Below are 25555 nucleotides of genomic sequence, written 5' to 3'. Positions count from 1 at the left end.
ACCGGTTGGTGTGAAGTGGTCAAGGTCAGCCACTCCATGTGACCGGAGGTGTGCACCATGGGTGATGCGGCCGGGAGGATCGCCGCGCTCCTCACACAGGCTCTGGACGTACCGCCGCCGCTGCGCATCCGCGCCTGGGACGGCAGTGAGGCGGGGCCGCCCGACGCCCCCGCCCTGGTGATCCGCGACCGCCGGGCACTGCGCCGGGTGCTGTGGCGCCCCGACGAGGTGGGTCTCGCCCGCGGCTGGGTGGCCGGGGAGATCGACGTGGAGGGCGACCTCTACGAGGTGATGGCGCGGTTCACCCGCCTCGGTGACCAGGTGGACATGACGGCGAAGGCGCCCTCCGCCCTGCGCCGCCTGTCCCGGCTGCGCGACAGGCATGTACGCCGCGTGGTGCGGGAGGCCGTGTCCCTGTCCGGCCTCGGCCCGCCCCCCAAGCCTCCGCGCGAGGAGGCCCGCAGTCTGCGCGGCGGTGTGCACAGCATGCGCCGCGACCGCCAGGCGATCAGCCACCACTACGACGTGGGCAACGCGTTCTACGGGATGGTCCTCGGCGAGTCGATGGTCTACTCGTGCGCCTACTTCGCCGCGCCCCACGCCCCGCTGGCCGAGGCCCAGCGCGACAAGCTCGACCTGGTCTGCCGCAAGCTGGGGCTGCGCGCCGGCCAGCGGCTGCTCGACGTCGGCTGCGGCTGGGGCTCGATGGCGCTGCATGCCGCCAGGACATACGGGGTCGAGGTGGTGGGGGTGACACTGTCCGGCGAACAGGCCACCTACGCCCGCAAGCGCGTGGCCGAGGCGGGGCTCGCCGACCGCGTGGACATCAGGCTCCAGGATTACCGGCAGGTCAAGGACGGGCCGTTCGACGCCATTTCCAGCGTCGGCATGGCCGAGCACGTCGGCTCGGCCGAATACCGCACTTATGCCCATGAGCTCCACGGTCTGCTCCGCCCGGGCGGGCGCCTGCTCAACCATCAGATCTCCCGGCGTCCGGTCGAGGGCCCCTACGAGGTGGACCCCTTCATCGCCGCGTATGTCTTTCCCGACGGTGAGCTGTCTCCCGTCGGGACCACCGTCTCGATACTGGAGGACGCGGGGTTCGAGGTCCGCGATGTGCAGTCGATCCGCGAGCACTACGCGCTGACACTGCGGCACTGGGTGGGCAATCTGGAGCGGAACTGGGACCGGGCGGTGCGCCTGACCTCGCCGGGCCGGGCGCGGGTGTGGCGCCTGTACATGGCGGCCAGCGCCATCGCGTTCGAGCAGAACCGGATCGGTGTCAACCAGGTGCTCGCGGTGCGCACACCCGCGAGTGGGGAGTCGGGCCTGCCGCTCACCCGTGAGGACTGGCTCTTCGGGGACACCCTCCAGAAGTGACCGACACGTATGCCCCCGGAGACACCCTCCGGGGGCATACCTATGTCCTCGCCGCATACGGCCCTCGCGGGCGAGGGCGAGTTTGCGTCATCTGCAAACGCGGTCCGGGAATGAGACCGGGATGCGGCCCGCTAAAAAGCGTCCTGCACGCAGCGTCAGGCCCGGGGCAAGCATGAATATGACACCTAGTCATGTGTCAATGAAATAAGACAACCTAGAGCAGGAGACGTGCAGTTGAAGGACCGTGAACGGCTAGGCTCGTCATGTCCCTGGACGGTTCGGAACGGGCCGCGCGCACCCTGCTTGCCCGGATGGTGGAATGCAGACACGAGGAGCTTAAACCTCCTTGGCCTAGAGGCCGTGCGGGTTCAAGTCCCGCTCCGGGCACCTGGTTCAACCAGGGGGCTGCACTGGACGTGGTCGGACGCCGCCGACCGCGTCCCGTTCAGCTTTTTCGCCCCCTCCGGGAGATCCTCCGCGCCCATTGGGTTTCTGTTCCGCTTTCAAACAGAATGCGGGCAGTCCCGCTTCCTCCGCAGGAGTACCGCCATCGGTGTGGGCGTTCCCCGCCAGTGCCGCACGGATGACTCGAAGACCTCCACGGCGCTCTCCCACTCACGCGGCGAGCTCTCCCGGAACCCTCCCAGCCGCGCACCAGCACCAGCCGCCCGGCCCCGGTCTCACACCACGACAGGTCGGTGGGGCAATCGGCGAGCGCGTCCCAGTTCCGCCCGAACCGGTCCGGAAGCCGCAGGGCCTCGGCGCAGCGGTCGAAGAACGCGGGTCTGCCGCGGACGCCCTCGAGATCGAGCAGCGCGGCCGTCCAACCCTTCCGGCGGGCAGCCGCCAGGATGTCCTCGGCGGGCTCGTCGGCGGGCCGGTCGAGCACTCCGGGCGCCGGATCACCGGCGAGGAGTGCGTGGAACGCCGGCTCACTCGTCATCGTTCCAGTGTGCGAGGGCCTCTGACGGGAAAGATCGTGCCCAGGAACGAGAGCCTTTCTTTTGCCAAGCTATTACTCTTGGCTCGACGGCTGCACCACGTGGCCCATGGAGGAGTGAAATGAGGAGCAGCAACCCGATGTTCTCGCGGCGGGGTTTCAGCCGCGACAACAGCTATGCGGGCTTCGGCGGACCGCAGGCGGGTCCGCACGCCCCCCAGCAGCCGCAGGCCGGTGGGCCCTACCAGGGCAACCCGTACGCGGGCGGCAACCCGTACGCCCAGGGCGATCTCACGCCCGACCAGCTCCAGCAGATGTACGGCGCACCGCCCGCGGGCCCGGTGCAGACCGGCCGGATGACCATCGACGACGTCGTGATGCGCACGGCGATGACGCTGGGCCTGTTCGTGGCCTCGGCCGCCGTGGCCTGGATGACCGTCCCCGTGCGGAATTTCGGCATCGCGGGACTGGCGGCGATCGCCGCGCTCGGTGTCTACCTCGTCATCTTCTTCCGCCGCCGGATCAGCCCCGCGCTGATCCTGGCCTACGCGGTGCTGGAGGGCTTCGCCGTCGGCGCGGTCAGCCACGCCTTCAACTACGCGTACGACGGAGTGGTCGCCCAGGCGGTCCTGGGCACGCTCGCGGTCTTCGCCGGGACGCTGTTCGCCTACAAGGTCGGCGCGATCAGGGTCACCCCGCGCTATCAGCGCGCGGGCATCGCCATCGCCATCGGCTTCGTGGTGCTCGTCTCGATCAACGCCCTGGCGGCGTGGATCGGCGGCGGGGACGGTCTGGGCCTGCGCTCCGGCGGCCTCGGCATCGTCGTCGGCATCGTGGGCATCCTGATCGGCGCGTTCTTCCTGACCCTGGACTTCAACGAGATCGAGCGCGGTGTCCAGCAGGGCGCCCCGCGCGAGGAGTCCTGGATGGCCGCCTTCGGGCTCACGCTCTCCCTGGTGTGGATCTACCTGGAGCTGCTGCGGCTGCTGTCCATCCTGCGCGACTAGCGCGACCGTACGGCTCCGTACGACGGCCCGGTGGCACCGCCACCGGGCCCTGCACGGCCAACGGCCCGTCCACGTCATATACGTACGACGGGCCGTCCGTGTGTCCGGGCGCCGGCTACTGCAGTTTGCGCGCGGCCCGCCTCAGGTCGTATTCGTGGACGATTGCCTTCGCGTGGCCGAAGGGCAGGTTGTGCTCGGAGCGGAGCCAGTTGACTTTCTCTTCGAAGCGGCAGAGAGCGGGACCCTCGTCTACGGCTCGGATCCATTCACCCACGTCGCGGCCGGTGACGATGGGGATGCGGGAGAGCATGTTCCGATGGGTCTCTTCGGAGAAGATCTGGGACATGGGCGCCTCCGGTTAGCGTGCCGTTACCTGACTGTGCCTGAGCCTGGCTGTAATGGCAACAGTCGGCGGCACGACGACAGATGCCGGGGTCGTACCCGTTCGCCCGGTCGGATATGTGTCGAGGCCGGTGAATTCGGTCGCGCACAGTTGCCGCTTGTGAACTTGTGCCCACCATGTACCCGCTCTGGCCTGCGGCGCGGCTACTCTCGTCGCATGCTCGACGCCGCCCCTCTGCTGCATGCCGTGGACCGCCTCGCCGACCGCCTCAGAGCCCTGCCGCAGGGCAGGCTGCTGGGCGATGTGCCCGGTTTCGGCAGCCGCGCCGACGCGGCTCTCGCCCTCGCGCGGGGGCTGGCCGACGCGGCTCAGCGCCTCGAGGCGCCGGACCGCGAGCCGGTACCGCTGCCGGACGCGGGTCCCTTCGCGGTGGGTGACCAGGTGGCGGTGGCCGGGCACGACCTCGCGGCCGCGATCGCCGCTCCCGCCGGGGAGTGGGCACGCGTGGCCGCGCGGGAGGTGCTGGAGGAGGCGCTGCGGAATGTCGAGGTGACCGCGCGGCTCATGGACGGCCGGGCGTCCTGAGATCCCCGGGGCGGGGATTCCCGGAGCGGGGATGCCTGGAGCCGGGATTCCCGGAGAGCGGATTCCCTGAGCGGGTGGCCTGAAATGGCGCCCGCGGCGGGCGGCCTCAGATCGAGGTGACCACGCGGTCGGCGAGGAGGTAGACGCTCTCGTCGCCCACGCCGAAGGTGAGCGCGTAGGCGCCGCCGACGCCGGAGCCGCCCAGAAGGGTCGCGGTCTCCCCGCGGCGCAGCGCCTCGGCCAGCCGCTCGGTGGCCGGGCGGTTCCCCGGGGTCACGCAGAGCGTGGTGCCGTCGCCGAAGACGTAGATGTCGAGGGTGCCCATCGGGCCGGGCCGCACGTCCGTCAGCGGGGTGCCGGACTCGGCCAGCTCGAGGAGGCGGTCCGTGGTGCGCTCCTGGTCGGCCACGACGGGGGTGGGCCGGAAGTCGGGGTGCGAGGGGTGGCGGCGCATGTCGGGCACGGCCGGCTCGGGGTGGTCGGCGTCGTCCTCGTCCTCATGGGCCAGCTCGTCGATCGCCTCGCGCAGCGCGTCGGTGAACTGCTGGTCGAACGGGCCGTGGATATTGGTGTTGGGCGCCTGCCGGAAGGCGTCGAGGCCGCTCAGGTCGACCTGGCGGGGCGGAGGCGAGGGGCAGTCCCCGGCGTCGTCGAGGCGGCCGTCCAGGAACGGGGCGTCCGCGGTCTCGCGTGCCTCCTGCGCGGCCCAGAACGCCCGGGCTTCGGCGAGCTCGCGCTCCCGCTCCTCGGCCAGTGCCTCGGCGACCGCGTCACGTATCTCGGTGCGGCGGCGCAGGGCGCCCTCCAGGTCCTCGGTGGCGCTGCGGGCGGCCGGTACGCCCGCCCGCTCCCCGAGCGGCGCATCCGCGGCCCTGGGCGCCTGCGCGGCCTTGGAAGCCTCGGCCGCCTGAGCCACCTCGACGCGGAGCACGCGGACCTCGCGCCGCAGGCCGCGTACGGCGACCAGGACGGCAGCGCTCGGCGCCGCTGCGGTCGCAGCGGCGAGCAGCGGCAGAATGAGGTTCACAGCGCTCACGGCGGGCTCCAGGTCGGGGGCGGAAAGGTCGTGTCCGTACCACCCTGCCCGACGAGTCATGGCCAGTGCAGTGCGCTATGTCACCAAAGCGGTGGGCCATAGGGCCCGCACGGCCTCGACGGTGCCGGACCGACCTGCGCAAACACGTGTTCCCCGAGCGTAAGGCCAGTGCCCGGGGAACACGCGTTTTGTTTTGAAAACGTTTTGGAATCGAGCGGTTCAGCTGAGGCGCTCGATGACCATCGCCATGCCCTGGCCACCGCCGACGCACATCGTCTCGAGGCCGAACTGCTTGTCGTGCCACTGGAGTGAGTTGATCAGCGTGGTGGTGATGCGGGCGCCGGTCATGCCGAACGGGTGGCCGACGGCGATGGCGCCGCCGTTGACGTTGAGCTTGTCCAGGTCCACGCCGAGGTCGCGGTAGGACGGGATGACCTGCGCGGCGAACGCCTCGTTGATCTCGACCAGGTCGATGTCGCCGATGGTCAGCCCGGCACGGCTGAGCGCCTGCTTGGACGCCTCGACCGGGCCGTAGCCCATGATCTCGGGGGACAGGCCGGTCACGCCGGTGGAGACGATCCTCGCCAGCGGGGTGAGGCCCAGCTCGCGGGCCTTGGTGTCACTCATGATCACCACGGCGGCGGCGCCGTCGTTGAGCGGGCAGCAGTTGCCCGCCGTGACCGTGCCGTCGGGGCGGAAGACCGGGTTGAGCGCGGAGACGCCCTCCATGGTCACTCCGGCCCGGGGGCCGTCGTCCTTGGAGACCACGGTGCCGTCGGGCAGTGTCACCGGGGTGATCTCGCGCTCCCAGAAGCCGTCCGCGATGGCCTTCTCGGCGAGGTTCTGCGAGCGCACGCCGAACTCGTCCTGGTCCTGGCGGGTGACGCCCTTGAGCTGGGCGAGGTTCTCGGCGGTCTGGCCCATCGCGATGTAGACGTCGGGCAGAGTGCCGTCCTCGCGCGGGTCGTGCCAGGTCCGGCCGCCGCCCGCGAAGGTCTCGGTCCGGGCCAGGGCCTCGTCGAAGAGCGGGTTCTTGGTGTCCTCGAGCCCGTCCGAGCTGCCCTTGACGCCGCGCGAGACCGCCTCGACGCCCGCGGAGATGAAGACGTCGCCCTCGCCCGCCTTGATGGCGTGCAGCGCCATGCGGGAGGTCTGGAGCGAGGAGGAGCAGTAGCGGGTGATGGTGCAGCCCGGCAGATGGTCGAAGCCGAGGAGGGTGGAGACCACACGGCCCATGTTGTAGCCCTGCTCGCCGCCGGGCAGGCCGCAGCCGAGCATCAGGTCGTCGATGTCGCGCGGGTCGAGCGCGGGGACCTTGTCCAGCGCGGCGCGCACGATCGTGGCCGCGAGGTCGTCCGGGCGCAGCTCCTTCAGCGAGCCCTTGAACGCGCGTCCGATGGGGGAACGTGCCGTCGAGACGATCACTGCTTCGGGCATGGCTACTCCTCGGGGGGCGTTCAGCTGCGGCTTTACTTATGAGTAACTTGTGCTCAACACTGAGCGTACTCAGTTCGTGCCCACCCCAGAAGTGCCACTCCCGGTGATCTGCGTCGCGCTCGCGCGCCCGGCAGGGCGGCCCGGAGGCCGCCCCGTCAGGTGCCTCGCCCAGGGGCGACGGCGGCCCATCCCCCCGCGTGCGGCGCCGCGCCTTGCCGCGCGGGCGGGCCTCCCGCACCGGCCCTCGGCCGTCCCCGTCAGGGAGCCTTCGCCGGGGTGGTCGCCGGCTGGGTTCCTTCTTCCGGGAGCTCCTCGGGCAGGCGGCGACGGCGGCGGTGCCGCAGCAGGGCGAGGCGGCCGCGCTGCCCGCCGATGGCTGTCGCCGCGACCTCGGTGCCGCCCTCGCCCGCCGCCTCCGCTGCGGCCTCGGCGACCGGGAGCACACCCTCGCCGCGGGCGGAGTCCGGCCGCTCCTCCTCCTCGGGCCACAGCCCGAGAGCGGAGCAGGCCGTCGGCAGGACCGCCATGGCGGCGGTCGCGTACCCCTCGGCGGACGGGTGGAAGTTGTCCGGGCCGAACAGCTCGCGCGGCCTGGCCTCGAACTCCGGGCCGAGCAGCGCGCCCAGCGACACCGTCCGCCCGCCCTCCTCGACCACGCCGATGGTCTGCGCGGCGGCCAGCTGCCTGCTCAGCCGCCGGGCCACCCAGCGCAGCGGCTGGTACACCGGCTCCACCGACCCCAGGTCGGGGCAGGTGCCGACGACCACCTCGGCGCCGAGCGCGCGCAGCCGCCGAACCGCGTCCACGAGCAGCCGCACCGACTTGGCGAGCGGCATGCGATGCGTCACATCGTTGGCGCCGATCATCACCACCGCGATGTCCGGCACGGCCGGCAGGGCCTCCACCATCGACACCTGCCGGGCGAGGTCGTCGGACTGGGCGCCGGGCAGGGCCACGTTCACCAGGTCCACCGGCCGCTCGGCGAACGCCGCCAGCCCCGAGGCCAGCAGCGCTCCCGGCGTCTGCGAGGCCCGGTGCACGCCCTGCCCCGCGGCCGTGGAGTCGCCGAGGAAGACCAGCATGATCGGCTCGTTGGACGGAGCCGCGAAGGCCGCCCCGTACCGCCCGTCCGCCAGAGGAGGCCGGTCGTCCGAGCCGCCCACCACCCTCCTGGCCAGCCGCACCTCCGTGAGGAGCAGTCCGACGGCGGCGCCGCCGAGCAGTCCGACGCCGCCGCCTCCGTACGCCGCAGCCGCGGCGATCCGCCGTGCCACCCGAGCCCGGGACATGTGCACCCCCCTGCCGCCGATCACCGGGGCCGTCCCGGTCCTCACACCTTCAAATTGCCCGGTCCGGGGGGCCAATCAACTAAAGCCACGCTCAATGCCGCCGGTTACGCTTTGAGAAGGCAGCACGCGGGCGGAATGACCAAGCGACCCTGGGACTCCGAGCGAGCGCCATACGACACGCTTGACGCAACGGATGACCCCGGAGGAATGTCGTGCAGTTTCACGACTCGATGATCGATCTTGTCGGCAACACCCCCCTGGTCCGGCTGAACCGGGTGACCGAGGGGCTGCGGGCCACGGTCCTGGCCAAGGTCGAGTACTTCAACCCCGGGGGCTCGGTGAAGGACCGCATCGCGGTCCGCATGATCGAGGCCGCCGAGCAGTCCGGCGAGCTCGAGCCCGGCGGGACGATCGTCGAGCCCACCTCCGGCAACACCGGAGTCGGCCTGGCGATCGTGGCCCAGCAGAAGGGCTACCGGTGCATCTTCGTCTGCCCGGACAAGGTCTCCACCGACAAGATCAATGTGCTGCGCGCCTACGGCGCCGAGGTCGTGGTCTGCCCGACCGCCGTCGACCCCGAGCACCCGGACTCGTACTACAACGTCTCCGACCGCCTCGTGCGGGAGACCCCCGGCGCCTGGAAGCCCGATCAGTACTCCAACCCCAACAACCCCCTCTCCCACTACCACTCCACGGGCCCCGAGCTGTGGGAGCAGACGGAGGGGAGGATCACGCACTTCGTCACGGGCATCGGCACCGGCGGCACCATCTCCGGCACCGGGCGGTATCTCAAGGAGATCTCCGACGGCAGGGTGAAGGTCGTGGGCGCGGACCCCGAGGGCTCGGTGTACTCCGGCGGCTCCGGCCGTCCGTACCTGGTCGAGGGCGTCGGTGAGGACTTCTGGCCGACCGCCTACGACGCCGAGGTCACCGACGAGATCGTCGCGGTCTCCGACAAGGACTCCTTCCAGATGACCCGGCGCCTGGCCAAGGAGGAGGGCCTGCTCGTCGGCGGGTCCTGCGGCATGGCGGTCGTGGCCGCGCTGCGGGTGGCCGAGGGCCTCGGCCCGGACGACGTGGTGGTCGTGCTCCTGCCGGACTCCGGCCGCGGCTACCTGTCGAAGATCTTCAACGACGAGTGGATGGCCGACTACGGCTTCCTCGCAGAGGGCGACCAGGACCGCGTGGCCGATGTCGTCGCCCACCGCGAGGGCGGGCTGCCCGAGCTGGTCCACATGCACCCCGAGGAGACCGTCGGCGAGGCGATCGACGTGCTGCGCGAGTACGGCGTCTCCCAGATGCCGGTCGTCAAGCCCGGTGCGGGCCACCCCGACGTGATGGCCGCCGAGGTCGTCGGCTCCATCGTCGAGCGCGACCTGCTCGACGCCCTGTTCACCGGCCGCGCCTCCTTGGGCGACGCGCTGGACAAGCACATGTCCGCGCCGCTGCCGCAGGTCGGGTCCGGTGAGCCCATCGCCGACCTGATGGCCGTGCTGGAGAAGGCCGACGCGGCCGTCGTCCTGGTCGAGGGCAGGCCGAAGGGCGTCCTGTCCCGCCAGGACCTGCTCGCCTACCTGGCGAAGCGGGCCTGACCACGCCCGCGCGCCCCGGCGCCGGTCCCCAAGGCCCCCTGGGTCACCGGGACCGGCGCCGAGCCCTGTTCGTCGGGCTGAGCACGCTCGACGTGATCCAGCTGGTCGACCATGTCCCGGCACCCGACGAGAAGCTGACCGCCGTCCGGCAGACGGTGGCCGCGGGAGGTCCCGCCGCGAACGCCGCCGTCACCCACCGCCACCTCGGCGGCGCCTCCACCCTGCTCACCGGCATCGGCCGGCATCCGCTCGCGGCCGGGATCACCGCCGATCTCGCCGCGTGCGGAGTCGACGTCATGGATCTGGACGAGGAGTCCACCGTGCCGCCCCCGGTGTCCTGCGTCCTGGTGACGGCGGGCACGGGGCAGCGGGCGGTCTCCTCCCTCAACGCGACCGGCCGCCAACTGCCCGTGCCGGGCGATCCGCCCGCGCTCGTCACCGGTTTCCAGGCCGTGGAGTTCGACGGCCACCACATGCCCCTGGCGCTCGCCGTCGCGAGGGCGGCGCGCTCGGCCGGGGCGCTGACGCTTCTCGACGGCGGGAGCTGGAAGCCGGGAACCGCGGAGCTCCTGCCGTGGATCGACGTCGCCGTCTGCTCGGCCGACTTCCGGCCGCCGGGCGCGGGCGACCGCCTCGGCTTCCTGCGCGAGCACGGCGTGGGCTGGGCCGCGGTCAGCCAGGGAGCGGGCCCGATCCACTGGGCAGGGCCGGACGGCGGCGGGGAGGTGCCGGTGCCACGGGTGCGTGCGGCCGACACCTTGGGCGCTGGCGATGTGCTCCATGGAGCGCTGGTCCACTTCCTGCCGGAGCGCGCCGACCTCGGCTCCGAGGCATTCACCCGGTCCCTGGCGCTCGCGGCCGAGGTGGCCACCGGCTCCTGCGCGTCGTTCGGCACCCGCGCCTGGATGGGCGGCGAGGGCGGCTCCTGCGGATGAGCAGGTGTTCGACTGCGCCTGGAGCGCGAGGAGTTGGCGCGACGCGCCGGTGCGACGGCGAGGGCCGCGGAACGGGAACGCACACGTCATGTATCGGCAGCACGGCCTTAACACAGGGCGGGCATCGTAGTGGTTGTCGGTGAGAGCCGACGGGACAGAACGCGAAGTGTGGCACCAGCGACTTTCCGGAGCGGCTCCCGGACCTCGCGGTTGCCTAGGACGCGCCCGGCCCTGACCCGGCAGACGCGTCCCTCGCGGGGACCGCCGTCGTCCCGCCCCTGGGTGTGTGAGCACCCGGGGTGCGGCGGTCCCCGCCTCAATCCTGCGGTCCGCGATCCTTTGGCCCGGCCGCCCGGCCGCCCGGGCTCTGCGGGCGGCACCCGCCTCGGGCCGGCCTACTTCTCCCAGTCGGACCCGGCGGAGCCGTCCCGGCGCCGCCCGGACAGATGGGGCGACCAGGCGTGCGCCGCGTTCACCGCGACGATCCCGATCCAGCTGACCACCAGACCCGTCAGGCCCGCGGACCCCGCGCCGATGCCCGACAGCGGGACCGCCAGCACCAGCGAGACATACGGCAGGGCGTCGCCGCGCCAGCCGCGCCTGCCGGGCCGGCGGTGCCGGTCCACGGCCTGCTCGGCCAGCCCCCGCCGGACCTGCCGCTCCACCTGGCTGTCGATCTTGGCGTCGACCTTGGCCAGGAACGAGTCCACCAGCGCGGACTCGTAGTCGTCCCCGAGGTCCCTGCGTGCCCCGAGGGCCGCGCCGAGGTCCTTCTTCAGCTCGTCGTTCGGATGCGCCGCGTTCATGCCGGAACCGTAGACCCTCCCCCCGTCGGCGGGCCTCCTCCTCAGGTGCCGCTTCGCCCCTGGCCGAGCCCTGGCTCCCCGCAACGCTCTCTGGAGGGATCCCTTAGGGCCTTTGGGTACGCTCGCGGCATGTCATTGCTGGACGCGCTGGTCGCGCGGGGTACGGACAGCGCCGACGCGCTGACCGTCGACGGAAGGCGGACCTCCCGGGAGCGGCTGCTCGGCGCCGCCACGGCACTCGTGGAGCGGATCGCGGGCGCGCCCGCCGTGGCGGTGCACGCCTCCGCCTCCCTGGAGACCGTGACCGCCGTGGTCGCCGGACTGCTGGCCGGGGTGCCCGTCGTACCCGTCCCCCCCGACTCCGGCCCCGTCGAACGCGACCACATCCTGCGGGACTCCGGCGCCGCCCTGCTCCTCGCCGCCGACCGGCAGGTGTGGGCGGAGGCGGACATCGAGACCGTTCCCGTCGACGTCCGGGAGCGCTCCGGCGCCGGGCTGCCGTCCGAACCCGCGTCGGACGCCACCGCGTTCGTCCTCTACACCTCCGGCACCACCGGGGCGCCCAAGGGAGTCCTCCTCCCCCGCTCCGCCGTGGCCGCCGATCTCGACGCGCTCGCCGAGGCCTGGGCCTGGACGGCGCAGGACACCCTGGTGCACGGCCTGCCGCTGTTCCATGTGCACGGCCTCGTCCTCGGGGTGCTCGGGGCACTGCGCCACGGAAGCCGTCTGGTGCACACCGGACGGCCCGGACCCGAGGCTTACGCGCGGGCCGGGGGAAGCCTGTACTTCGGGGTGCCGACGGTGTGGGGGCGGGTCGCCGCCGACCCCGCCTCGGCGGCCGCGCTCAAGGGGGCGCGGCTGCTGGTCTCCGGCAGCGCGCCCCTGCCCGCACCGGTCTTCCGCGATCTGGAGCGGCTCACGGGGCAGCGGCCCGTCGAGCGCTACGGCATGACGGAGACTCTGATCACCGTGAGCACGAGGGCCGACGGGGAGCGCCGCCAGGGTGTGGTGGGTGTCCCGGTCTCCGGCGTCTCCACGCGCCTGGTCACCGAGGGCGGCGCGGAGATCGGCGAGCTCCAGGTGAAGGGGCCCACGCTCTTCACCGGCTACCTCGGCCGCCCGGAGGCGACGGCCGCCTCGTTCACCGAGGACGGCTGGTTCCGCACCGGCGACATGGCGGTCGTCGAGCCCGACGGCACCCACCGCATCGTGGGCCGTGCCTCCACCGATCTGATCAAGAGCGGCGGCTACCGCATCGGCGCCGGCGAGGTGGAGAACGCGCTGCTGGACCACCCGGCCGTCCGCGAGGCCGCCGTCGTGGGGGCGCCGCACGACGACCTCGGACAGCAGATCGTGGCGTACGTGGTGGCCGACGGGGTGAGCGAGCGTCAGCTCATCGACTTCGTCGCGCGGGAGCTCTCGGCGCACAAGCGCCCCCGAGTGGTGCGCTTCCTGGAGACGCTTCCGCGCAATGCGATGGGCAAACCCCAGAAGAAGCTGCTCCCTCCGGTCTGAGCGGGCATATTCTGCCCCGCATGCTGGACTACGACACAGAGGCCGTCGGCTACGACGTGACCCGCGGGGGAGTGCCGAGGGCGCGGGCCGCGGCGGCCGCCGTTCTGCGCCTGCTGCCGGACGAGGCCGGGACCCTGCTCGACGTCGGCTGCGGAACGGGGCTGGTGAGCGAACGGATCGTCAGGCCCGGACTGAGGGTGACCGGTGCCGACGTCTCGAGCGGGATGGCCCGTATGGCCGCCGACCGGCTGAGCGGGGGAGTCGTGCTCGCGGACAGCCGGCGACTGCCGTTCCGCACGGCGTCCCTGGACGCGGTCTGCGCGGTGTGGCTGCTCCACCTGGTGGCGCAGGCCGAGGCGGTGATCGCCGAGTGCGCCCGTGTGCTGCGCCCCGGAGGGGTGTTCATCGCCACCGTCGACAAGGACGCCGGGCACGACGTGGGCAGTGACATCGACGAGTTGTTCGCCCCGTTCCGGACCCGGCAGGCCTTCGACGAGGGGGAGTTGGTGCTGGCGCACGGGGCCCGGCACGGGCTGCGCGCCGACGCCGAGACCTCGTTCGTCGGGCACGGCCAGGGCCGCTCCCCGCGCGCGGCGGCGGACGGGATCGGGCGCGGGGTGTTCCCCTCCGCGCTGGAGCTGGACCCGGGCATGGCGGCGCGCCTGTCCGCGGACCTCGCCGCCCTGCCCGACCAGCACACCCCGCGCCCCGACCCCGTCTACCGGCTCCTGGCGCTGCGCAGGGTCACTTGGTGATGCCGTGGTCCTCGGCCCACTGCGCGGCCACCCGGTCGGGGCCGCCGGTGCTGCCGCCGCCGCAGGAGCCGCCCGAGGGTCGCCGTCGAGGCTGGTGCCGCCGCCGCGGGCGGCGAGCGCGGGGGTGGACGCCGCGGTGAGCGGTCCGCCCGGTCGTGCCGACTCCTCGGGCGGCGTCCTCGACCTCGGGGTCCGCCGCCGCCGTACCCGCGTAGGAGTTGGTGACGATGACGGGCACGGCGAGCGCGACCAGGGCGACATGCACCGGGGCCGTGCTCGGTTGCGTTGGGCGGGGCGGGCTCGGCCAGGCGGCGGTGCGGGCGCTTCGCCGGCGGGGCACCGTGCCCGATCCGCAGCTGCCCGCCGGCGCCGCCTTCGCGCCGGCGGACGAGCTCCTCGATCCCAGCTTCGAGGACCGTCCGCCGACCTGCGACGTGACGGTGGCGGCGGGGCTCCTCGACACGGGTCGCGGCACTGTGAGCGCACCAGCACGTACAGTCGGGGCCCGGGGAGCACAGATCATTCCCCCCATGCCCGGACAGGAGAGCGTGATGACGAGCGAGGGCGCCAGCCCGTCCACCCGGCTGCTGGAGCTGTTCGAGGGCCACCGGCTCACCCCCACCCAGCGGCGGATCGCGCACTGCCTGGTGCGGCGGGCCTCGGATGTGCCCTTCCTCTCCAGCGTCGAGGTCGCCGAGCTGGCCGGAGTGAGCCAGCCGTCGGTGACGCGGTTCGCGGTGGCGCTCGGCTTCGACGGCTACCCGGCGCTGCGCAGGTATCTGCGGGAGACGCTGCCGCAGGCGGCCGGAGCCCAGGACGCGGGGGAGGCGGCGCGCAACGAGTACCAGCAGGCCGTCCACGCCGAGATCGAGAACCTGCGCCATCTGGCCGGGCTCCTCGCCGACCCCGAACCCGTCACCGCCGCCGGCCGCGTCCTGGCCGCCTCCCGCCCCCTGCCGGTGCTCGGCCTGCGCGCGGCCTCGGCGCAGGCCCGCGGCTTCGCGTACTTCGCCGCCAAGGTCCACCCGGATGTGCGCCTGCTGGACGAGGGCGGCTCGATGCTCGCCGACCGCATCGACAGCGCGGTCCACGCGGGCGCGACGGCCCTGCTGTGCTTCGCGCTGCCGCGCCACGCGAAGGAGGTCGTCGAGGCGCTGGAGTACGCCCGGGCGGCGGGCCTGACGGTGGTGGCGGTCGCGGACAGCACCTTCGCCCCGATCGGCAAGCACGCCGACGTCCTGCTGCCCGCGGCGGTGGGCACCGGCCTGGTCTTCGACACGGCCTGCGCGCCGATGATGCTGGGCCGCATCCTGCTTGAATCCATGTGCGACGACATTCCGGACGCCCAGTCCCGCCTGGAGTCCTTCGACACCTCCGCCGCGGCCCGGGGCTTGTTCGTGGACTGAGCCGCGGGCCCGCGGCGCAAGGCCGCCGACGCGAGCAGCGCTGCCGGATCACCGTGCGGTCCGCCCGCACCGGCGGGCCGGGGCGCGGGTTTCCGCCGGACCGACGCCATGCCGCCGGGCGCGCCGCCGGCGCCCCGCGGGCCTCGGACCGACCTGCCGGTCCCTCTCAGGCGCTCGGCGCCTGCGGCGTGCCTCGCAGGCTCGGGGGGCTCAGCCGGGCTTCGTCGTGTTCCGGGGCCGCCTCGAGGGCGGCGGCCAAGCCGTGGGCCCACCGACTGAGGCCTTCGATGTCCAGGCCGTACGGTGGGGACTCGCCGTACGGGGCGATGCCTTCCGCCGCCCTGCGCAGCAGGGAAGTCGCGCCGGACGTGTTGCCGCGCCACGCGTGGGTCAGGCCCACCGCCAGTTGTGCCAGGCCCCGCCACAGCGCGCGTTCCGACTCCGGGGCGCTCTTCCAGGCGTCTTCCAGGACCTCGTGGGCATGGAACGGCATCCCGGTGTCGAGGAGGCGCTGGGCCTCCTCCAGCGCTTCGCCCGGTGTCCGCACCACCCCCTCCGGCTGGCGTTCCACCCCCTCGGCGCCGTACGGCAGGGGCCGTCCCAGCCCGTCGCGGGGACGGGCGTTGCGGGCCCGGCCCTTGTCGTCCCGGTCCCGGTCGGCCGATCGGCCGTCTCGCCGTGTCTCGTCCACAGGCCCGATTCTCCACTACCGCCCACGAAGCGCCGCCAGGGTTGACTAGTTCTATTCATCCGGCGAATATGTGAATGGGTCGATCCAGAGCGGCCCGTTCTCCGATGACCGGGAGGCAGCTGCCATGTCAGGACCGCGACCCGTCCGAGCCCCGAGGGGGACCGAGCTCACCGCTCAGGGGTGGCAGCAGGAAGCCGCCCTGCGGATGCTCCAGAACAACCTCGACCCCGAGGTGGCCGAGCACCCCGACAAGCTCGTCGTCTACGGCGGCACGGGCAAGGCGGCGCGGGACTGGAAGTCGTTCGACGCCATGGTGCGCACCCTGGAGAACCTCAAGGCCGACGAGACCATGCTCGTCCAGTCCGGCCGCCCCGTCGGCGTCATGACCACCCACGAGTGGGCCCCCCGCGTCCTCATCGCCAACTCCAACCTCGTCGGCGACTGGGCGAACTGGGAGGAGTTCCGCCGCCTCGAGGCCCTGGGCCTGACCATGTACGGCCAGATGACGGCCGGCTCCTGGATCTACATCGGCACCCAGGGCATCCTCCAGGGCACCTACGAGACCTTCGCGGCCGTCGCCGAGAAGCGCTTCGGCGGAACGCTCGCCGGCACCATCACCCTCACCGCCGGACTCGGCGGCATGGGCGGCGCCCAGCCCCTCGCGGTGACGATGAACGGCGGCGTCGCCCTGTGCGTCGACTGCGACCCCCGCGCCATCGACCGGCGCATCGAGCACCGCTACCTCGACGTCAGGGCCGACTCCCTCGAGCACGCCCTCCAGCTCGCCACCGAGGCAAGGGACCAGCGCAGGGCGCTGTCCATCGGGATCCTCGGCAACGCCGCCGAGCTGGTGCCGCGGCTGCTCGCCATGAACGCCCCCGTCGACATCGTCACCGACCAGACCTCCGCCCACGACCCGCTGGCCTACCTGCCCGTCGGCGTGGACTTCGAGGACATGGCCGCCTACGCCGCCGAGAAGCCGGCCGACTTCACCCAGCGCGCCCGGGAGTCCATGGCCAGGCACGTCGAGGCGATGGTCGGCTTCCAGGACGCGGGCGCCGAGGTCTTCGACTACGGCAACTCCATCCGCGGCGAGGCCCAGCTGGCGGGGTACGAGCGGGCGTTCGCGTTCCCCGGCTTCGTTCCCGCCTACATCCGGCCGCTGTTCTGCGAGGGCAAGGGCCCGTTCCGCTGGGCCGCGCTGTCGGGCGACCCCAAGGACATCCACGCCACCGACAAGGCGATCCTGGAGCTGTTCCCGGAGAACGAGTCCCTGGCCCGCTGGATCAAGTTGGCCGGTGAGCGCGTCCACTTCCAGGGCCTGCCCGCCCGTATCTGCTGGCTCGGCTACGGCGAGCGCGACAAGGCCGGCGAGCGGTTCAACGACATGGTGGCGAGCGGCGAGCTGTCCGCACCCGTCGTCATCGGCCGCGACCACCTCGACTGCGGCTCCGTCGCCTCCCCGTACCGGGAGACCGAGGCGATGCTGGACGGATCCGACGCCATCGCGGACTGGCCCCTGCTCAACGCCATGGTCAATGTCGCCTCCGGCGCCTCGTGGGTCTCGATCCACCACGGCGGCGGCGTGGGCATCGGCCGCTCGATCCACGCGGGCCAGGTCACCGTGGCCGACGGCACCCCGCTGGCCGGGGAGAAGATCCGCCGGGTGCTGACCAACGACCCCGGCATGGGCGTCATCCGCCACGTGGACGCGGGCTACGACCGCGCCGACGAGGTCGCCGCCGAGCGTGACGTCCGCGTCCCCATGCGGGAGACCCCGTGACCGACGCGCAGGACACCGGCCGTCCGCACGGCGACCCCGCCCCACCGGCAGGCACGGACACCGGCCACCGGCCGGGCGCCTCCTTCCACAGCATGTGGAAGGATCTGCTGCCCATCGGCCTTGCCTCCTCCTCCGGTGGCTACCGGCGCTTCGCCTGGACCGCGGCCGACACCGACTGCCGGGCCTGGTTCGAGCACCAGGCCCGCTCGCGCGGCCTCGCCTACGAGGTCGACCGCAACGGCAACCAGTGGGCCTGGCTGGGCGACCCCGCGCAGGGCGACGCCGTGGTCACCGGCTCGCATCTGGACTCGGTGCCGGACGGGGGCGCCTTCGACGGCCCGCTGGGCGTCGTCTCCTCGTTCGCCGCGCTGGACGAGCTGAAGGCCCGCGGCGCCACCCCCTCCAAGCCGCTGGCCGTCGTCAACTTCGGAGACGAGGAGGGCGCCCGCTTCGGGCTGGCCTGCGTGGGCTCCCGGCTGATGTCCGGTCAGCTGACCCCTCGGAACGCCCGCGAGCTGCGGGACGCCGACGGTGTGAGCCTGGCGCGGGCCATGGAGGCGGCGGGCCGCGACCCGCTGGCCCTCGGCCGCGACGACGACCGGCTCGCCCGCATCGGGGCGTTCGTCGAACTCCACGTCGAGCAGGGGCGCCTGCTCGCCGAGACCCCTCACGCTGTGGGCGTGGCCAGTGCCATCTGGCCGCACGGCCGCTGGCGCTTCGACTTCCACGGCGAGGCCAACCACGCCGGGACCACCCGGCTCGAGGACCGCCGCGACCCGATGGTCACCTACGCCACCACGGTGCTGGCCGCCCGTAAGAAGGCGCGCCTGGCCGGGGCGCTGGCCACCTTCGGCAAGATCGCCGTCGAGCCCAACGGCGTCAACGCCATCCCCTCCCTCGTGCGCGGATGGCTGGACTCGCGCGCCGCCGACGAGGCGACACTGGCCGCCGTCGTGGAGGAGATCGAGCGGGCCGCCGCCGAGCGCGGCGAGCGCGACGGCGTGGAGGTCCGGGTCACCCGAGAGTCGTTCACCCCCGTCGTCGAGTTCGAGCACGGACTGCGCGACGAGCTCGGCAAGGTGCTCGGCGGGGTACCCGTTCTGCCGACCGGGGCGGGACACGACGCCGGAATCCTCTCCCAGGACGTCCCGACCGCCATGCTGTTCGTGCGCAACCCCACCGGAGTCTCCCACTCGCCGGCCGAGACGGCGACCGAGGACGACTGCGTGGCCGGGGTGGCCGCACTCGCCGACGTTCTGGAGGGCCTGGCGTGCAGGTGACGGGGACCTACTGGGCCGAGTACGCCTGGCTCGACACCGTCGTGGAGCCCGGTGTCGTGATCGGGACGGCGGACGGGCGGATCACCGCCGTCCGCAGGGACACACCCGAACCGCCGCCGGGCGCCACCGTCCTTCGGGGGCTCACCGTCCCCGGGCTGGCGAACGCGCACTCGCACGCCTTCCACCGGGCGCTGCGCGGCACCGTGCAGGTGGGTTCCGGCACGTTCTGGACGTGGCGCGACCTGATGTACAAGTTCGCCGACCGCCTCGACCCCGACAGCTATCTGGCCCTCGCCCGCGCCGTGTACGCGGAGATGGCGCTGGCCGGGATCACCGTGGTGGGCGAGTTCCACTATGTGCACCACGCGCCCGGCGGGACCCGTTACGCCGACCCCAACGCCATGGGCGAGGCGCTCGTCGAGGCCGCCGCCCAGGCCGGGATCAGGATCACCCTCCTGGACACCTGCTACCTCTCCTCCGGCTTCGGCGCCCCGCCGGACAAGCACCAGCTGCGCTTCAGCGACGGCGACGCCCAGGCATGGGCGTCCCGCGCGAGCGCCCTCGAGGAACGCCCGCACGCCCTCGTGGGCGCCGCGATCCACTCCGTCCGGGCGGTCCCCGCCGACCAGCTGGAGACCGTGGCGCGATGGGCGCAGGAGCGCGGTGCGCCGCTGCATGTCCATCTGTCCGAGCAGACCGCCGAGAACGAGACATGCGTCCAGGCCTACGGCCGCACCCCCACCCGGCTGCTGGAGGAGCACGGCGTCCTCGGCCCGCGCACCTCGGCCGTGCACGCCACCCACCTCACCCCCGAGGACGTCCGGGCGCTCGGCGGCTCCTCGACGACCGTCTGCATGTGCCCCACGACGGAGAGGGACCTCGCCGACGGCATCGGCCCCGCCCAGACGCTCGCCCACGCCGGCTCCCCGCTCACCCTCGGCAGCGACAGCCACGCGGTCATCGACCTGCTCGAGGAGGCAAGGGCGCTGGAGCTCGACGAGCGGCTGCGCAGCCGGACCCGGGGCCACTGGACCGCCTCCCAGCTCCTCATCGCCGCCACCGAGGAGGGCAACCGCTCCCTCGGGTGGAAGGACGCCGGGCGGATCGAGCAGGGCCTGCTGGCCGACTTCTGCACCATCGCCCTCGACACCGTCCGCACCGCGGGGGCGCTGCCCCGGACGGCCGCCGAGACCGCGGTCTTCGCCGCCACCAACGCCGACGTCCGCCATGTCGTGGCCGGCGGCCGGACGATCGTCAGCGACGGCGTCCACCAACTGGTGGAGAACGTGCCCGGCGCCCTCACCACCGCCATCGACGCGCTTCGCGCCTGACCGCGCCCGACAGCGCCAGACCGCCGGACGATACGCAACCGAAAGGTCCCGCCGTGGCCACCGTCATCACCAATATCGGCAGCCTGCTCACCAATGACCCCTCCCTGGGGACGGTGGAGGACGCCGCCGTCGTCATCGAGGGCGAGCACATCGCCTGGGTGGGCCCGGCGGACCGGGCGCCCGCCGCCGACGTGCGCCACGACGCGCGGGGCCGCGCCGCCCTGCCCGGCTTCGTGGACTCCCACTCGCACCTCGTCTTCGCCGGGGACCGCACCGCCGAGTTCAACGCCCGGATGTCCGGCCGCCCGTACAGCGCGGGCGGCATCCGGACCACCGTGGCCGCCACCCGGGCCGCGACCGACGCCGAACTCGACGCCAATGTCGCCCGGTACATCGCCGAGGCGCTGCGCCAGGGCACCACGACCGTCGAGACCAAGTCCGGCTACGGCCTCACCGTCGAGGACGAGTCCCGCGCCCTGCGGATCGCCGCCGCCCACACCGACGAGGTCACCTACCTCGGTGCCCACATCGTCGCCCCGGAGTACGCCGACGACCCCGCGGCCTACGTCGACCTGGTCACCGGACCCATGCTGGACGCCTGCGCCCCACATGCCCGCTGGGTGGACGTCTTCTGCGAGCAGGGCGCGTTCGACGGCGACCAGGCACGGGCCATCCTCACCGCCGGGGCCAAGCGCGGCCTCGTCCCCCGCGTGCACGCCAACCAGCTCCACCACGGCCCCGGAGTCCGGCTCGCCGTCGAGCTCGGCGCCGCCTCCGCCGACCACTGCACCCACCTCACCGACGCCGACGTGGACGCGCTCGCCCAGGGAACCACGGTGGCCACCCTGCTGCCCGGCGCCGAGTTCTCCACCCGCGCCGCCTACCCCGACGCCCGCCGCCTGCTGGACGCGGGCGCGACCGTGGCGCTGTCGACGGACTGCAACCCCGGCTCCAGCTTCACCAGCTCCATGCCGTTCTGCATCGCGGTCGCCGTGCGGGAGATGGGCATGACCCCCGACGAGGCCGTGGTCGCCGCCACCCTCGGCGGCGCGAAGGCGCTGCGCCGCGACGACGTCGGCCGGATCGCTCCCGGCGCCCGCGCCGACGTGACCCTGCTCGACACCCCGAGCCATGTGCACCTCGCCTACCGCCCCGGAGTCCCCCTGGTCTCGGCGGTCTGGCAGCGGGGAGTGCCCGTCTGACGCACCGTGCGTCACCGAGGGAGGGGCGGACAAAATTGGTGTAGACCGGAATTGGTGTAGACCCTTGACCCCGGAGCGGGCCGCACGGTACCCAGGTCGAGTCCGGCACTCAGCCACGGACGAGCCCTGTGTCCTCCGCGGAAGGGACCACGCGTGAGCCCACTCGTAAGACGTCATGCCATCTCGAGACCGCTGTGCGCCCTGCTGTTGTGCGTCACCGCCGGCGCGGTCGGCACCGGCGCCGCCGCGGCGCCCGCCGTCCACCACCCCAAGGCCGCAGCCCTGGGGAACATCGTGCCCGAGCCCGCCTCCGCCAGGGCGCACGGGTCGGCGTTCACCCTCACCCGCGACACGCGCATCCATGTCCCCGCCCGCTCCAGGGAAGCCGCGCGCGTCGGGGAGTACCTGGCCTCCCTGCTGCGGCCGTCCACGGGCTACAAGCTGCCGGTGACCACCGCGCGCGGGGGCGGCGGCATCGTGCTCTCGCTCGTCGGCGCCAGGGGCCTCGGCGCCGAGGGATACCGGCTCGACTCCGGCAGGCACGCCGTGGTGATCCGCGCCGCCCGGCCCTCCGGTCTCTTCCACGGCGTGCAGACGCTGCGTCAGCTCCTGCCCGCGAAGGTGGAGAAGAGCAAGCCGCAGCAGGGACCGTGGACCGTTCCCGGCGGCACGGTCGCCGACCGGCCCCGCTACTCCTACCGGGGCGCGATGCTGGATGTCTCCCGGCACTTCTTCTCGCTGGACGAGGTCAAGCGCTACATCGACCAGATCGCCCTCTACAAGGTCAACCGCTTCCACCTCCACCTCTCCGACGACCAGGGCTGGCGGATCGCCATCAAGAGCCGGCCGCGGCTGGCGACGTACGGGGGCAGCACCCAGGTCGGCGGCGGCCCGGGCGGCTACTACACCCAGGACGAGTACAAGGAGATCGTCCGGTACGCGGCGAGCCGCTACATGACCGTCGTCCCCGAGATCGACATGCCCGGGCACACCAATGCCGCCCTGGCCTCCTACGCGGAGCTGAACTGCGACGGGGTGGCGCCCCCGCTCTACACCGGCACCGATGTCGGCTTCAGCTCGCTGTGCGTGCCCAAGCAGGTCACCTACGACTTCATCGACGACGTGGTGCGCGAGATCGCCGCGATCACACCCGGCAGGTATCTGCACATCGGCGGGGACGAGGCCCACGCCACCGGCCACGACGACTACGTGGCGTTCATGGACCGCGCACAGCGGGCGGTGAGCAAGTACGGCAAGACCGTCGTCGGCTGGCACCAGCTGACCGGCGCCCGGCCGATCAAGGGCGCGGTCGCCCAGTACTGGGGCTTCGACGGCTCGGAGCCCGAGGTCGGGGCGGCGGCCAGGGCGGGGACCAAGCTGGTGCTTTCCCCGGCCACCCGCGCCTACCTGGACATGAAGTACGACAAGGACACCCCGCTCGGCCAGGACTGGGCGGGCTTCATCGAGGTCCAGCAGGCGTACGACTGGGACCCGGGGACGCTGATCCAGGGCGCCCCGCCGTCCTCCGTGCTCGGCGTCGAGGCTCCGCTGTGGACCGAGACGATCGTCACCAGTGACCACATCGAGTACATGGCGTTCCCCAGGCTGCCCGCGATCGCCGAGCTGGGATGGTCGCCCGCGAGGACGCACGACTGGGGCTCGTTCCGCCGGCGGTTGGCGGCGCAGGGCCCGCGCTGGTCGGCGATGGGGATCGACTACTACCGGTCACCGCAGGTGCCCTGGCCCGGCGTGCGCTGACACGGAGGTGAGGGACACAACGAGGGGCCGACCCCGTTCGGGTCGGCCCCTCGCCGTTCGTCCCAGCCGTTCGTCCCAGCCGTTCGTCCCACTCGTGGGAGCCTCAGCCTCAGTCCTCGACGAGCAGCCCGGTGCGCAGCTTGGTCAGCGTGCGCGACAGCAGCCGGGAGACATGCATCTGCGAGATGCCGAGCTCCTCGCCGATCTCGGACTGCGTCATATTGCCCACGAAGCGCATCGAGAGGATCTGCCGGTCCCTGGGCGCCAGCTCGGCGATCAGGGGTTTGAGCGACTCGCGGTACTCGACTCCCTCGATGTCGTGGTCCTCGTAGCCGATGCGGTCGGTCAGGGCGCCCTCGGAGTCGTCCTCGTCGGGCTGCGCGTCCAGCGAGCTCGCGGTGTACGCGTTGCTGGCGGCCATGCCCTCGAGGACTTCCTCCTTCGACAGGGACAGCCGCGCGGCCAGCTCGGCGGCCGTGGGCGCCCGGTCCAGCTCCTGGGCCAGCTCGTCCCCGGCCTTGGCCAGGTCCAGCCGCAGCTCCTGGAGGCGGCGCGGCACCCGCACCGACCAGCTGGTGTCACGGAAGAAACGCTTGATCTCGCCCATGATCGTGGGCATGGCGAATGTGGGGAACTCCACGCCGCGGTGCAGCTCGAACCGGTCGATCGCCTTGATCAGGCCGATGGTGCCGACCTGGACGATGTCCTCCATGGGCTCACTGCGGGTGCGGAACCTGGAGGCGGCGAACTTCACCAGGGCGAGATTGAGCTCGACCAGGGTGTTGCGGACGTACTGGTACTCATGCGTGCCCTCTTCCAGTGCCTCGAGGCGCTTGAACAGGGTCTTCGACAGGGCCCGCGCATCCAGCGGCCCCACCTCGTCGTAGGGGGGAATGTCGGGGAGCCCTTCAAGTCCGAAGAACTCGGACGCGGCCTCGGCCTCGACACCGGGGGTGGGGGCGGTCGACGACGCGTCCTCGGCAATCGATCGGGTGCGCGTTGCGTCGAGCTGGGGTGCCATGGTGCTCCTCCCTCAATCCGGCAGATTCGCTGCCGTCTCTGTCATCTGTCCCTGTGTTCTGCGGCGCCTCCGGGGTCGGTCCTGCGTGCATGTGTCATCTCTACCCCTACCCGCTTTCGGAGTGATATTGCAAGGCGGGGCGGATTCGGTCGAACGAAGGTTCCCTTGGTTGACTACCTTCACCTGCCGCTTCGGCGTAATGTTCACGCGTGCGATGGCACGGAACGCGGGAGGTCGAGCATGGACGGCGGCATCGCCGGAACAGCCGGACATGACCGGTTGCAGGTAGCGGTGCGGCAGCATGGTGAGAGTGCGGTGGTGAGCCCCTCGGGAGAGCTCGACCACCACAACGCTGACGTGCTCCGCGAGCAGTTGGACCGTTGTTCCGAGCTGGGTTACTCCCGGCTCGTCGTGGACTGCTCGGAGCTGGAATTCTGCGACTCCACGGGGCTGAATGTGCTGCTCAGCGCCCGTCTGAAGGCAGAGGCGGCGGGTGGCGGAGTGCACCTGGTCGGGATGCTCCCGCCGGTCGCCAGGGTCTTCGAGATCACCGGGGCCGACGCGGTGTTCACCGTGCACGACGCGCTGGACGAAGCGCTCGGGGAATGAGGGGCTGTGTTCCGTTCGGGGGGTCGGGAATCCGAGGGTGTTCATCAGTCCGACTCGGGCAGGAGAACCTTCGAAACGTGTCGGACACCGGTGAGGTGAAGCGCTGATGAGCACCACCCGGCCCTTCGTGCCGGACGACCGCGGTTCGTCCGAGGCGGGCGACTCCGTCGGCCCCGCGAGCGGACAGGTCCGCAGGGTCCGCCTTGCGGGGGCCAGCGGCGTCGTGGCTCTGGCGCGCGATTTCACGAGAAAGGCGCTGTACGACTGGGGGTGGCTTCCGGCGGCTTCGGAAGAGGCGCGAGCGTCCGCCGAGGATGTGCTCCTGGTGGTCTCCGAGCTGGTGACCAACGCGTGCCTGCACGCCGACGGCGCCGACGCCCTGTCCGTGCAGCGCACGCCGGAGACGATCCGGCTCGAGGTCACCGACTCCGGGGAGGGCCGTCCCGAACCGAAGACCCCCCACCGGGGAAGCCGCCCGGGTGGTCACGGTATGTACATCGTCCAGAGACTCTGTGTGGACTGGGGTATGGCCCGCGACGCCGAGGGCGGCAACAAAACGGTCTGGGCCGAGATCGCCGCTCCGTCGCTGCCCTGACCGCGGCCCCCTTGCGCCACGCCGCTCCGAGCGCGGCGGGTGCCGAATTCCGGCCGTAGGCACGAGCGTCCGCGAACAGCCGTGCGTGGGCCGCGGGGAACGGCCCAGTCAGCCGCCCTTCCCGCCCGGGCGCCGCGGGAGCGCGTTCCACCTCTGCGCTTGTTCATCCCCTTTCCCTTCCTTCCTCGCATCCTCCGGCGTACTGTCGCTGGCCAAATCTGACACCTCATCAGAGAGTGGGTGCGACAGTGGCCAGGTA

The 25555-nt window shown here is 72.4% G+C and carries 23 protein-coding genes, 1 tRNA gene and 1 pseudogene; 16 read left to right on the top strand and 9 right to left on the bottom strand.

Annotation, left to right across the window (positions count from 1 at the left end):
* The first annotated feature begins 57 nt into the window (after positions 1 to 57).
* Complete coding sequence (locus IEY86_RS14230; RefSeq protein ID WP_189132024.1) at positions 58 to 1380, top strand: class I SAM-dependent methyltransferase; 1323 nt, start codon at positions 58 to 60, stop codon at positions 1378 to 1380.
* Positions 1381 to 1685: 305 nt separating this feature from the next.
* Positions 1686 to 1767 (top strand) — tRNA-Leu (locus IEY86_RS14225).
* 58 nt (positions 1768 to 1825) lie between these two features.
* On the opposite strand, the gene IEY86_RS14220 is transcribed toward IEY86_RS14225, so the two are convergent.
* Positions 1826 to 2323 carry a barstar family protein gene (locus IEY86_RS14220; RefSeq protein WP_229698414.1) on the bottom strand — a complete coding sequence of 166 codons (498 nt, stop codon included), beginning with the start codon at positions 2321 to 2323 and terminating at the stop codon, positions 1826 to 1828.
* Between the two features lie 119 nt (positions 2324 to 2442).
* Here IEY86_RS14220 and IEY86_RS14215 point away from each other — a divergent pair, with 119 nt between their 5' ends.
* A complete protein-coding gene (locus IEY86_RS14215; RefSeq protein WP_189132023.1) occupies positions 2443 to 3327 on the top strand; it encodes a Bax inhibitor-1/YccA family protein in 885 nt (294 codons plus the stop codon).
* Positions 3328 to 3442: 115 nt separating this feature from the next.
* Here IEY86_RS14215 and IEY86_RS14210 read toward each other — a convergent pair whose 3' ends face one another.
* Entirely contained in the window at positions 3443 to 3673 is a 231-nt protein-coding gene (locus tag IEY86_RS14210) for a DUF4287 domain-containing protein (RefSeq protein WP_189132022.1), read from the bottom strand.
* 213 nt (positions 3674 to 3886) lie between these two features.
* On the opposite strand from IEY86_RS14210, the gene IEY86_RS14205 reads away from it, so the two are divergent.
* Positions 3887 to 4255, top strand: coding sequence for a hypothetical protein (locus IEY86_RS14205; RefSeq protein WP_189132021.1), 369 nt, complete (start codon positions 3887 to 3889; stop codon positions 4253 to 4255).
* 106 nt (positions 4256 to 4361) lie between these two features.
* Here IEY86_RS14205 and IEY86_RS14200 read toward each other — a convergent pair whose 3' ends face one another.
* From IEY86_RS14200 to IEY86_RS14190, 3 genes are all read right to left on the bottom strand, one after another.
* Positions 4362 to 5291: a hypothetical protein gene (locus tag IEY86_RS14200; protein ID WP_189132020.1), complete on the bottom strand. Its 930-nt coding sequence runs from the start codon at positions 5289 to 5291 to the stop codon at positions 4362 to 4364.
* A 219-nt stretch (positions 5292 to 5510) separates the two neighbouring features.
* Positions 5511 to 6728 (bottom strand): acetyl-CoA C-acetyltransferase, encoded by a 1218-nt coding sequence (locus IEY86_RS14195; protein WP_189132019.1) that lies wholly within the window; start codon positions 6726 to 6728, stop codon positions 5511 to 5513.
* A gap of 257 nt (positions 6729 to 6985) precedes the next feature.
* Positions 6986 to 8017: an SGNH/GDSL hydrolase family protein gene (locus tag IEY86_RS14190; protein ID WP_189132018.1), complete on the bottom strand. Its 1032-nt coding sequence runs from the start codon at positions 8015 to 8017 to the stop codon at positions 6986 to 6988.
* A gap of 212 nt (positions 8018 to 8229) precedes the next feature.
* Between IEY86_RS14190 and IEY86_RS14185 the strand changes: the two genes are divergently transcribed.
* On the top strand, positions 8230 to 9609 hold the full coding sequence (locus IEY86_RS14185) for a cystathionine beta-synthase (protein ID WP_189132017.1): 1380 nt from the start codon (positions 8230 to 8232) through the stop codon (positions 9607 to 9609).
* Positions 9610 to 9701: 92 nt separating this feature from the next.
* Entirely contained in the window at positions 9702 to 10544 is an 843-nt protein-coding gene (locus IEY86_RS14180) for a PfkB family carbohydrate kinase (protein ID WP_229698413.1), read from the top strand.
* Positions 10545 to 10939: 395 nt separating this feature from the next.
* On the opposite strand, the gene IEY86_RS14175 is transcribed toward IEY86_RS14180, so the two are convergent.
* Positions 10940 to 11350, bottom strand: coding sequence for a hypothetical protein (locus IEY86_RS14175; protein ID WP_189132016.1), 411 nt, complete (start codon positions 11348 to 11350; stop codon positions 10940 to 10942).
* 129 nt (positions 11351 to 11479) lie between these two features.
* On the opposite strand from IEY86_RS14175, the gene IEY86_RS14170 reads away from it, so the two are divergent.
* Positions 11480 to 12865, top strand: a complete 1386-nt coding sequence (locus IEY86_RS14170) for an acyl-CoA synthetase (RefSeq protein WP_189132015.1) — start codon at positions 11480 to 11482, stop codon at positions 12863 to 12865.
* 20 nt (positions 12866 to 12885) lie between these two features.
* Positions 12886 to 13620, top strand: coding sequence for a class I SAM-dependent methyltransferase (locus IEY86_RS14165; protein WP_189132014.1), 735 nt, complete (start codon positions 12886 to 12888; stop codon positions 13618 to 13620).
* A gap of 148 nt (positions 13621 to 13768) precedes the next feature.
* Here the strand turns inward: IEY86_RS14165 and IEY86_RS14160 are convergent.
* Positions 13769 to 13888: pseudogene (locus tag IEY86_RS14160) on the bottom strand (ABC transporter permease); the annotation flags it as partial.
* Between the two features lie 262 nt (positions 13889 to 14150).
* Here IEY86_RS14160 and IEY86_RS14155 point away from each other — a divergent pair.
* Positions 14151 to 15026, top strand: coding sequence for a MurR/RpiR family transcriptional regulator (locus IEY86_RS14155; RefSeq protein ID WP_373287023.1), 876 nt, complete (start codon positions 14151 to 14153; stop codon positions 15024 to 15026).
* A gap of 166 nt (positions 15027 to 15192) precedes the next feature.
* On the opposite strand, the gene IEY86_RS14150 is transcribed toward IEY86_RS14155, so the two are convergent.
* Positions 15193 to 15717, bottom strand: a complete 525-nt coding sequence (locus tag IEY86_RS14150) for a DUF309 domain-containing protein (protein WP_189132013.1) — start codon at positions 15715 to 15717, stop codon at positions 15193 to 15195.
* 124 nt (positions 15718 to 15841) lie between these two features.
* Between IEY86_RS14150 and hutU the strand changes: the two genes are divergently transcribed.
* The 5 genes from hutU (at position 15842) to IEY86_RS14125 (ending at position 23071) form a co-directional block, all read left to right on the top strand.
* A complete protein-coding gene (gene hutU, locus IEY86_RS14145; RefSeq protein WP_189132012.1) occupies positions 15842 to 17500 on the top strand; it encodes a urocanate hydratase in 1659 nt (552 codons plus the stop codon).
* 92 nt (positions 17501 to 17592) lie between these two features.
* A complete protein-coding gene (locus IEY86_RS14140) occupies positions 17593 to 18780 on the top strand; it encodes an allantoate amidohydrolase (protein WP_189132145.1) in 1188 nt (395 codons plus the stop codon).
* Positions 18771 to 20111 carry a formimidoylglutamate deiminase gene (locus tag IEY86_RS14135; RefSeq protein ID WP_189132011.1) on the top strand — a complete coding sequence of 447 codons (1341 nt, stop codon included), beginning with the start codon at positions 18771 to 18773 and terminating at the stop codon, positions 20109 to 20111. The genes IEY86_RS14140 and IEY86_RS14135 overlap by 10 nt, the downstream gene beginning before the upstream one ends.
* A gap of 53 nt (positions 20112 to 20164) precedes the next feature.
* Positions 20165 to 21313 carry an imidazolonepropionase gene (hutI, locus tag IEY86_RS14130; RefSeq protein WP_189132010.1) on the top strand — a complete coding sequence of 383 codons (1149 nt, stop codon included), beginning with the start codon at positions 20165 to 20167 and terminating at the stop codon, positions 21311 to 21313.
* A gap of 153 nt (positions 21314 to 21466) precedes the next feature.
* The gene (locus tag IEY86_RS14125; RefSeq protein ID WP_189132009.1) at positions 21467 to 23071 is read left to right on the top strand and encodes a beta-N-acetylhexosaminidase; all 1605 of its coding nucleotides are present in this window, start codon (positions 21467 to 21469) and stop codon (positions 23069 to 23071) included.
* Positions 23072 to 23180: 109 nt separating this feature from the next.
* Here the strand turns inward: IEY86_RS14125 and IEY86_RS14120 are convergent, their stop codons facing one another.
* On the bottom strand, positions 23181 to 24092 hold the full coding sequence (locus IEY86_RS14120; protein WP_189132008.1) for an RNA polymerase sigma factor SigF: 912 nt from the start codon (positions 24090 to 24092) through the stop codon (positions 23181 to 23183).
* Positions 24093 to 24332: 240 nt separating this feature from the next.
* On the opposite strand from IEY86_RS14120, the gene IEY86_RS14115 reads away from it, so the two are divergent.
* A complete protein-coding gene (locus IEY86_RS14115; RefSeq protein WP_189132007.1) occupies positions 24333 to 24701 on the top strand; it encodes an STAS domain-containing protein in 369 nt (122 codons plus the stop codon).
* 106 nt (positions 24702 to 24807) lie between these two features.
* Positions 24808 to 25296 carry an ATP-binding protein gene (locus IEY86_RS14110; RefSeq protein WP_189132006.1) on the top strand — a complete coding sequence of 163 codons (489 nt, stop codon included), beginning with the start codon at positions 24808 to 24810 and terminating at the stop codon, positions 25294 to 25296.
* Positions 25297 to 25555: the final 259 nt, after the last annotated feature.

Origin of the sequence: Wenjunlia tyrosinilytica, assembly GCF_014646055.1 — a bacterium.
Lineage (GTDB): Bacteria > Actinomycetota > Actinomycetes > Streptomycetales > Streptomycetaceae > Wenjunlia > Wenjunlia tyrosinilytica.
Note: the sequence above shows the minus strand (reverse complement) of the source record. Positions and strands in the feature narration are given on the sequence as shown.

Bases quoted from the DNA above. Each gene is read 5' to 3' on its own strand.
- IEY86_RS14140 (WP_189132145.1), top strand. From the start codon at position 17,593: ATGTGGAAGGATCTGCTGCCCATCGGCCTTGCCTCCTCCTCCGGTGGC.
- IEY86_RS14175 (WP_189132016.1), bottom strand. From the start codon at position 11,350: ATGAACGCGGCGCATCCGAACGACGAGCTGAAGAAGGACCTCGGCGCG.
- IEY86_RS14205 (WP_189132021.1), top strand. From the start codon at position 3,887: ATGCTCGACGCCGCCCCTCTGCTGCATGCCGTGGACCGCCTCGCCGAC.
- IEY86_RS14215 (WP_189132023.1), top strand. From the start codon at position 2,443: ATGAGGAGCAGCAACCCGATGTTCTCGCGGCGGGGTTTCAGCCGCGAC.
- IEY86_RS14190 (WP_189132018.1), bottom strand. From the start codon at position 8,017: ATGTCCCGGGCTCGGGTGGCACGGCGGATCGCCGCGGCTGCGGCGTAC.
- hutU (WP_189132012.1), top strand. From the start codon at position 15,842: ATGTCAGGACCGCGACCCGTCCGAGCCCCGAGGGGGACCGAGCTCACC.
- IEY86_RS14170 (WP_189132015.1), top strand. From the start codon at position 11,480: ATGTCATTGCTGGACGCGCTGGTCGCGCGGGGTACGGACAGCGCCGAC.
- IEY86_RS14230 (WP_189132024.1), top strand. From the start codon at position 58: ATGGGTGATGCGGCCGGGAGGATCGCCGCGCTCCTCACACAGGCTCTG.
- IEY86_RS14220 (WP_229698414.1), bottom strand. From the start codon at position 2,323: ATGACGAGTGAGCCGGCGTTCCACGCACTCCTCGCCGGTGATCCGGCG.
- IEY86_RS14210 (WP_189132022.1), bottom strand. From the start codon at position 3,673: ATGTCCCAGATCTTCTCCGAAGAGACCCATCGGAACATGCTCTCCCGC.
- IEY86_RS14165 (WP_189132014.1), top strand. From the start codon at position 12,886: ATGCTGGACTACGACACAGAGGCCGTCGGCTACGACGTGACCCGCGGG.
- IEY86_RS14110 (WP_189132006.1), top strand. From the start codon at position 24,808: ATGAGCACCACCCGGCCCTTCGTGCCGGACGACCGCGGTTCGTCCGAG.
- IEY86_RS14115 (WP_189132007.1), top strand. From the start codon at position 24,333: ATGGACGGCGGCATCGCCGGAACAGCCGGACATGACCGGTTGCAGGTA.
- IEY86_RS14195 (WP_189132019.1), bottom strand. From the start codon at position 6,728: ATGCCCGAAGCAGTGATCGTCTCGACGGCACGTTCCCCCATCGGACGC.
- IEY86_RS14120 (WP_189132008.1), bottom strand. From the start codon at position 24,092: ATGGCACCCCAGCTCGACGCAACGCGCACCCGATCGATTGCCGAGGAC.
- IEY86_RS14155 (WP_373287023.1), top strand. From the start codon at position 14,151: ATGCCCGGACAGGAGAGCGTGATGACGAGCGAGGGCGCCAGCCCGTCC.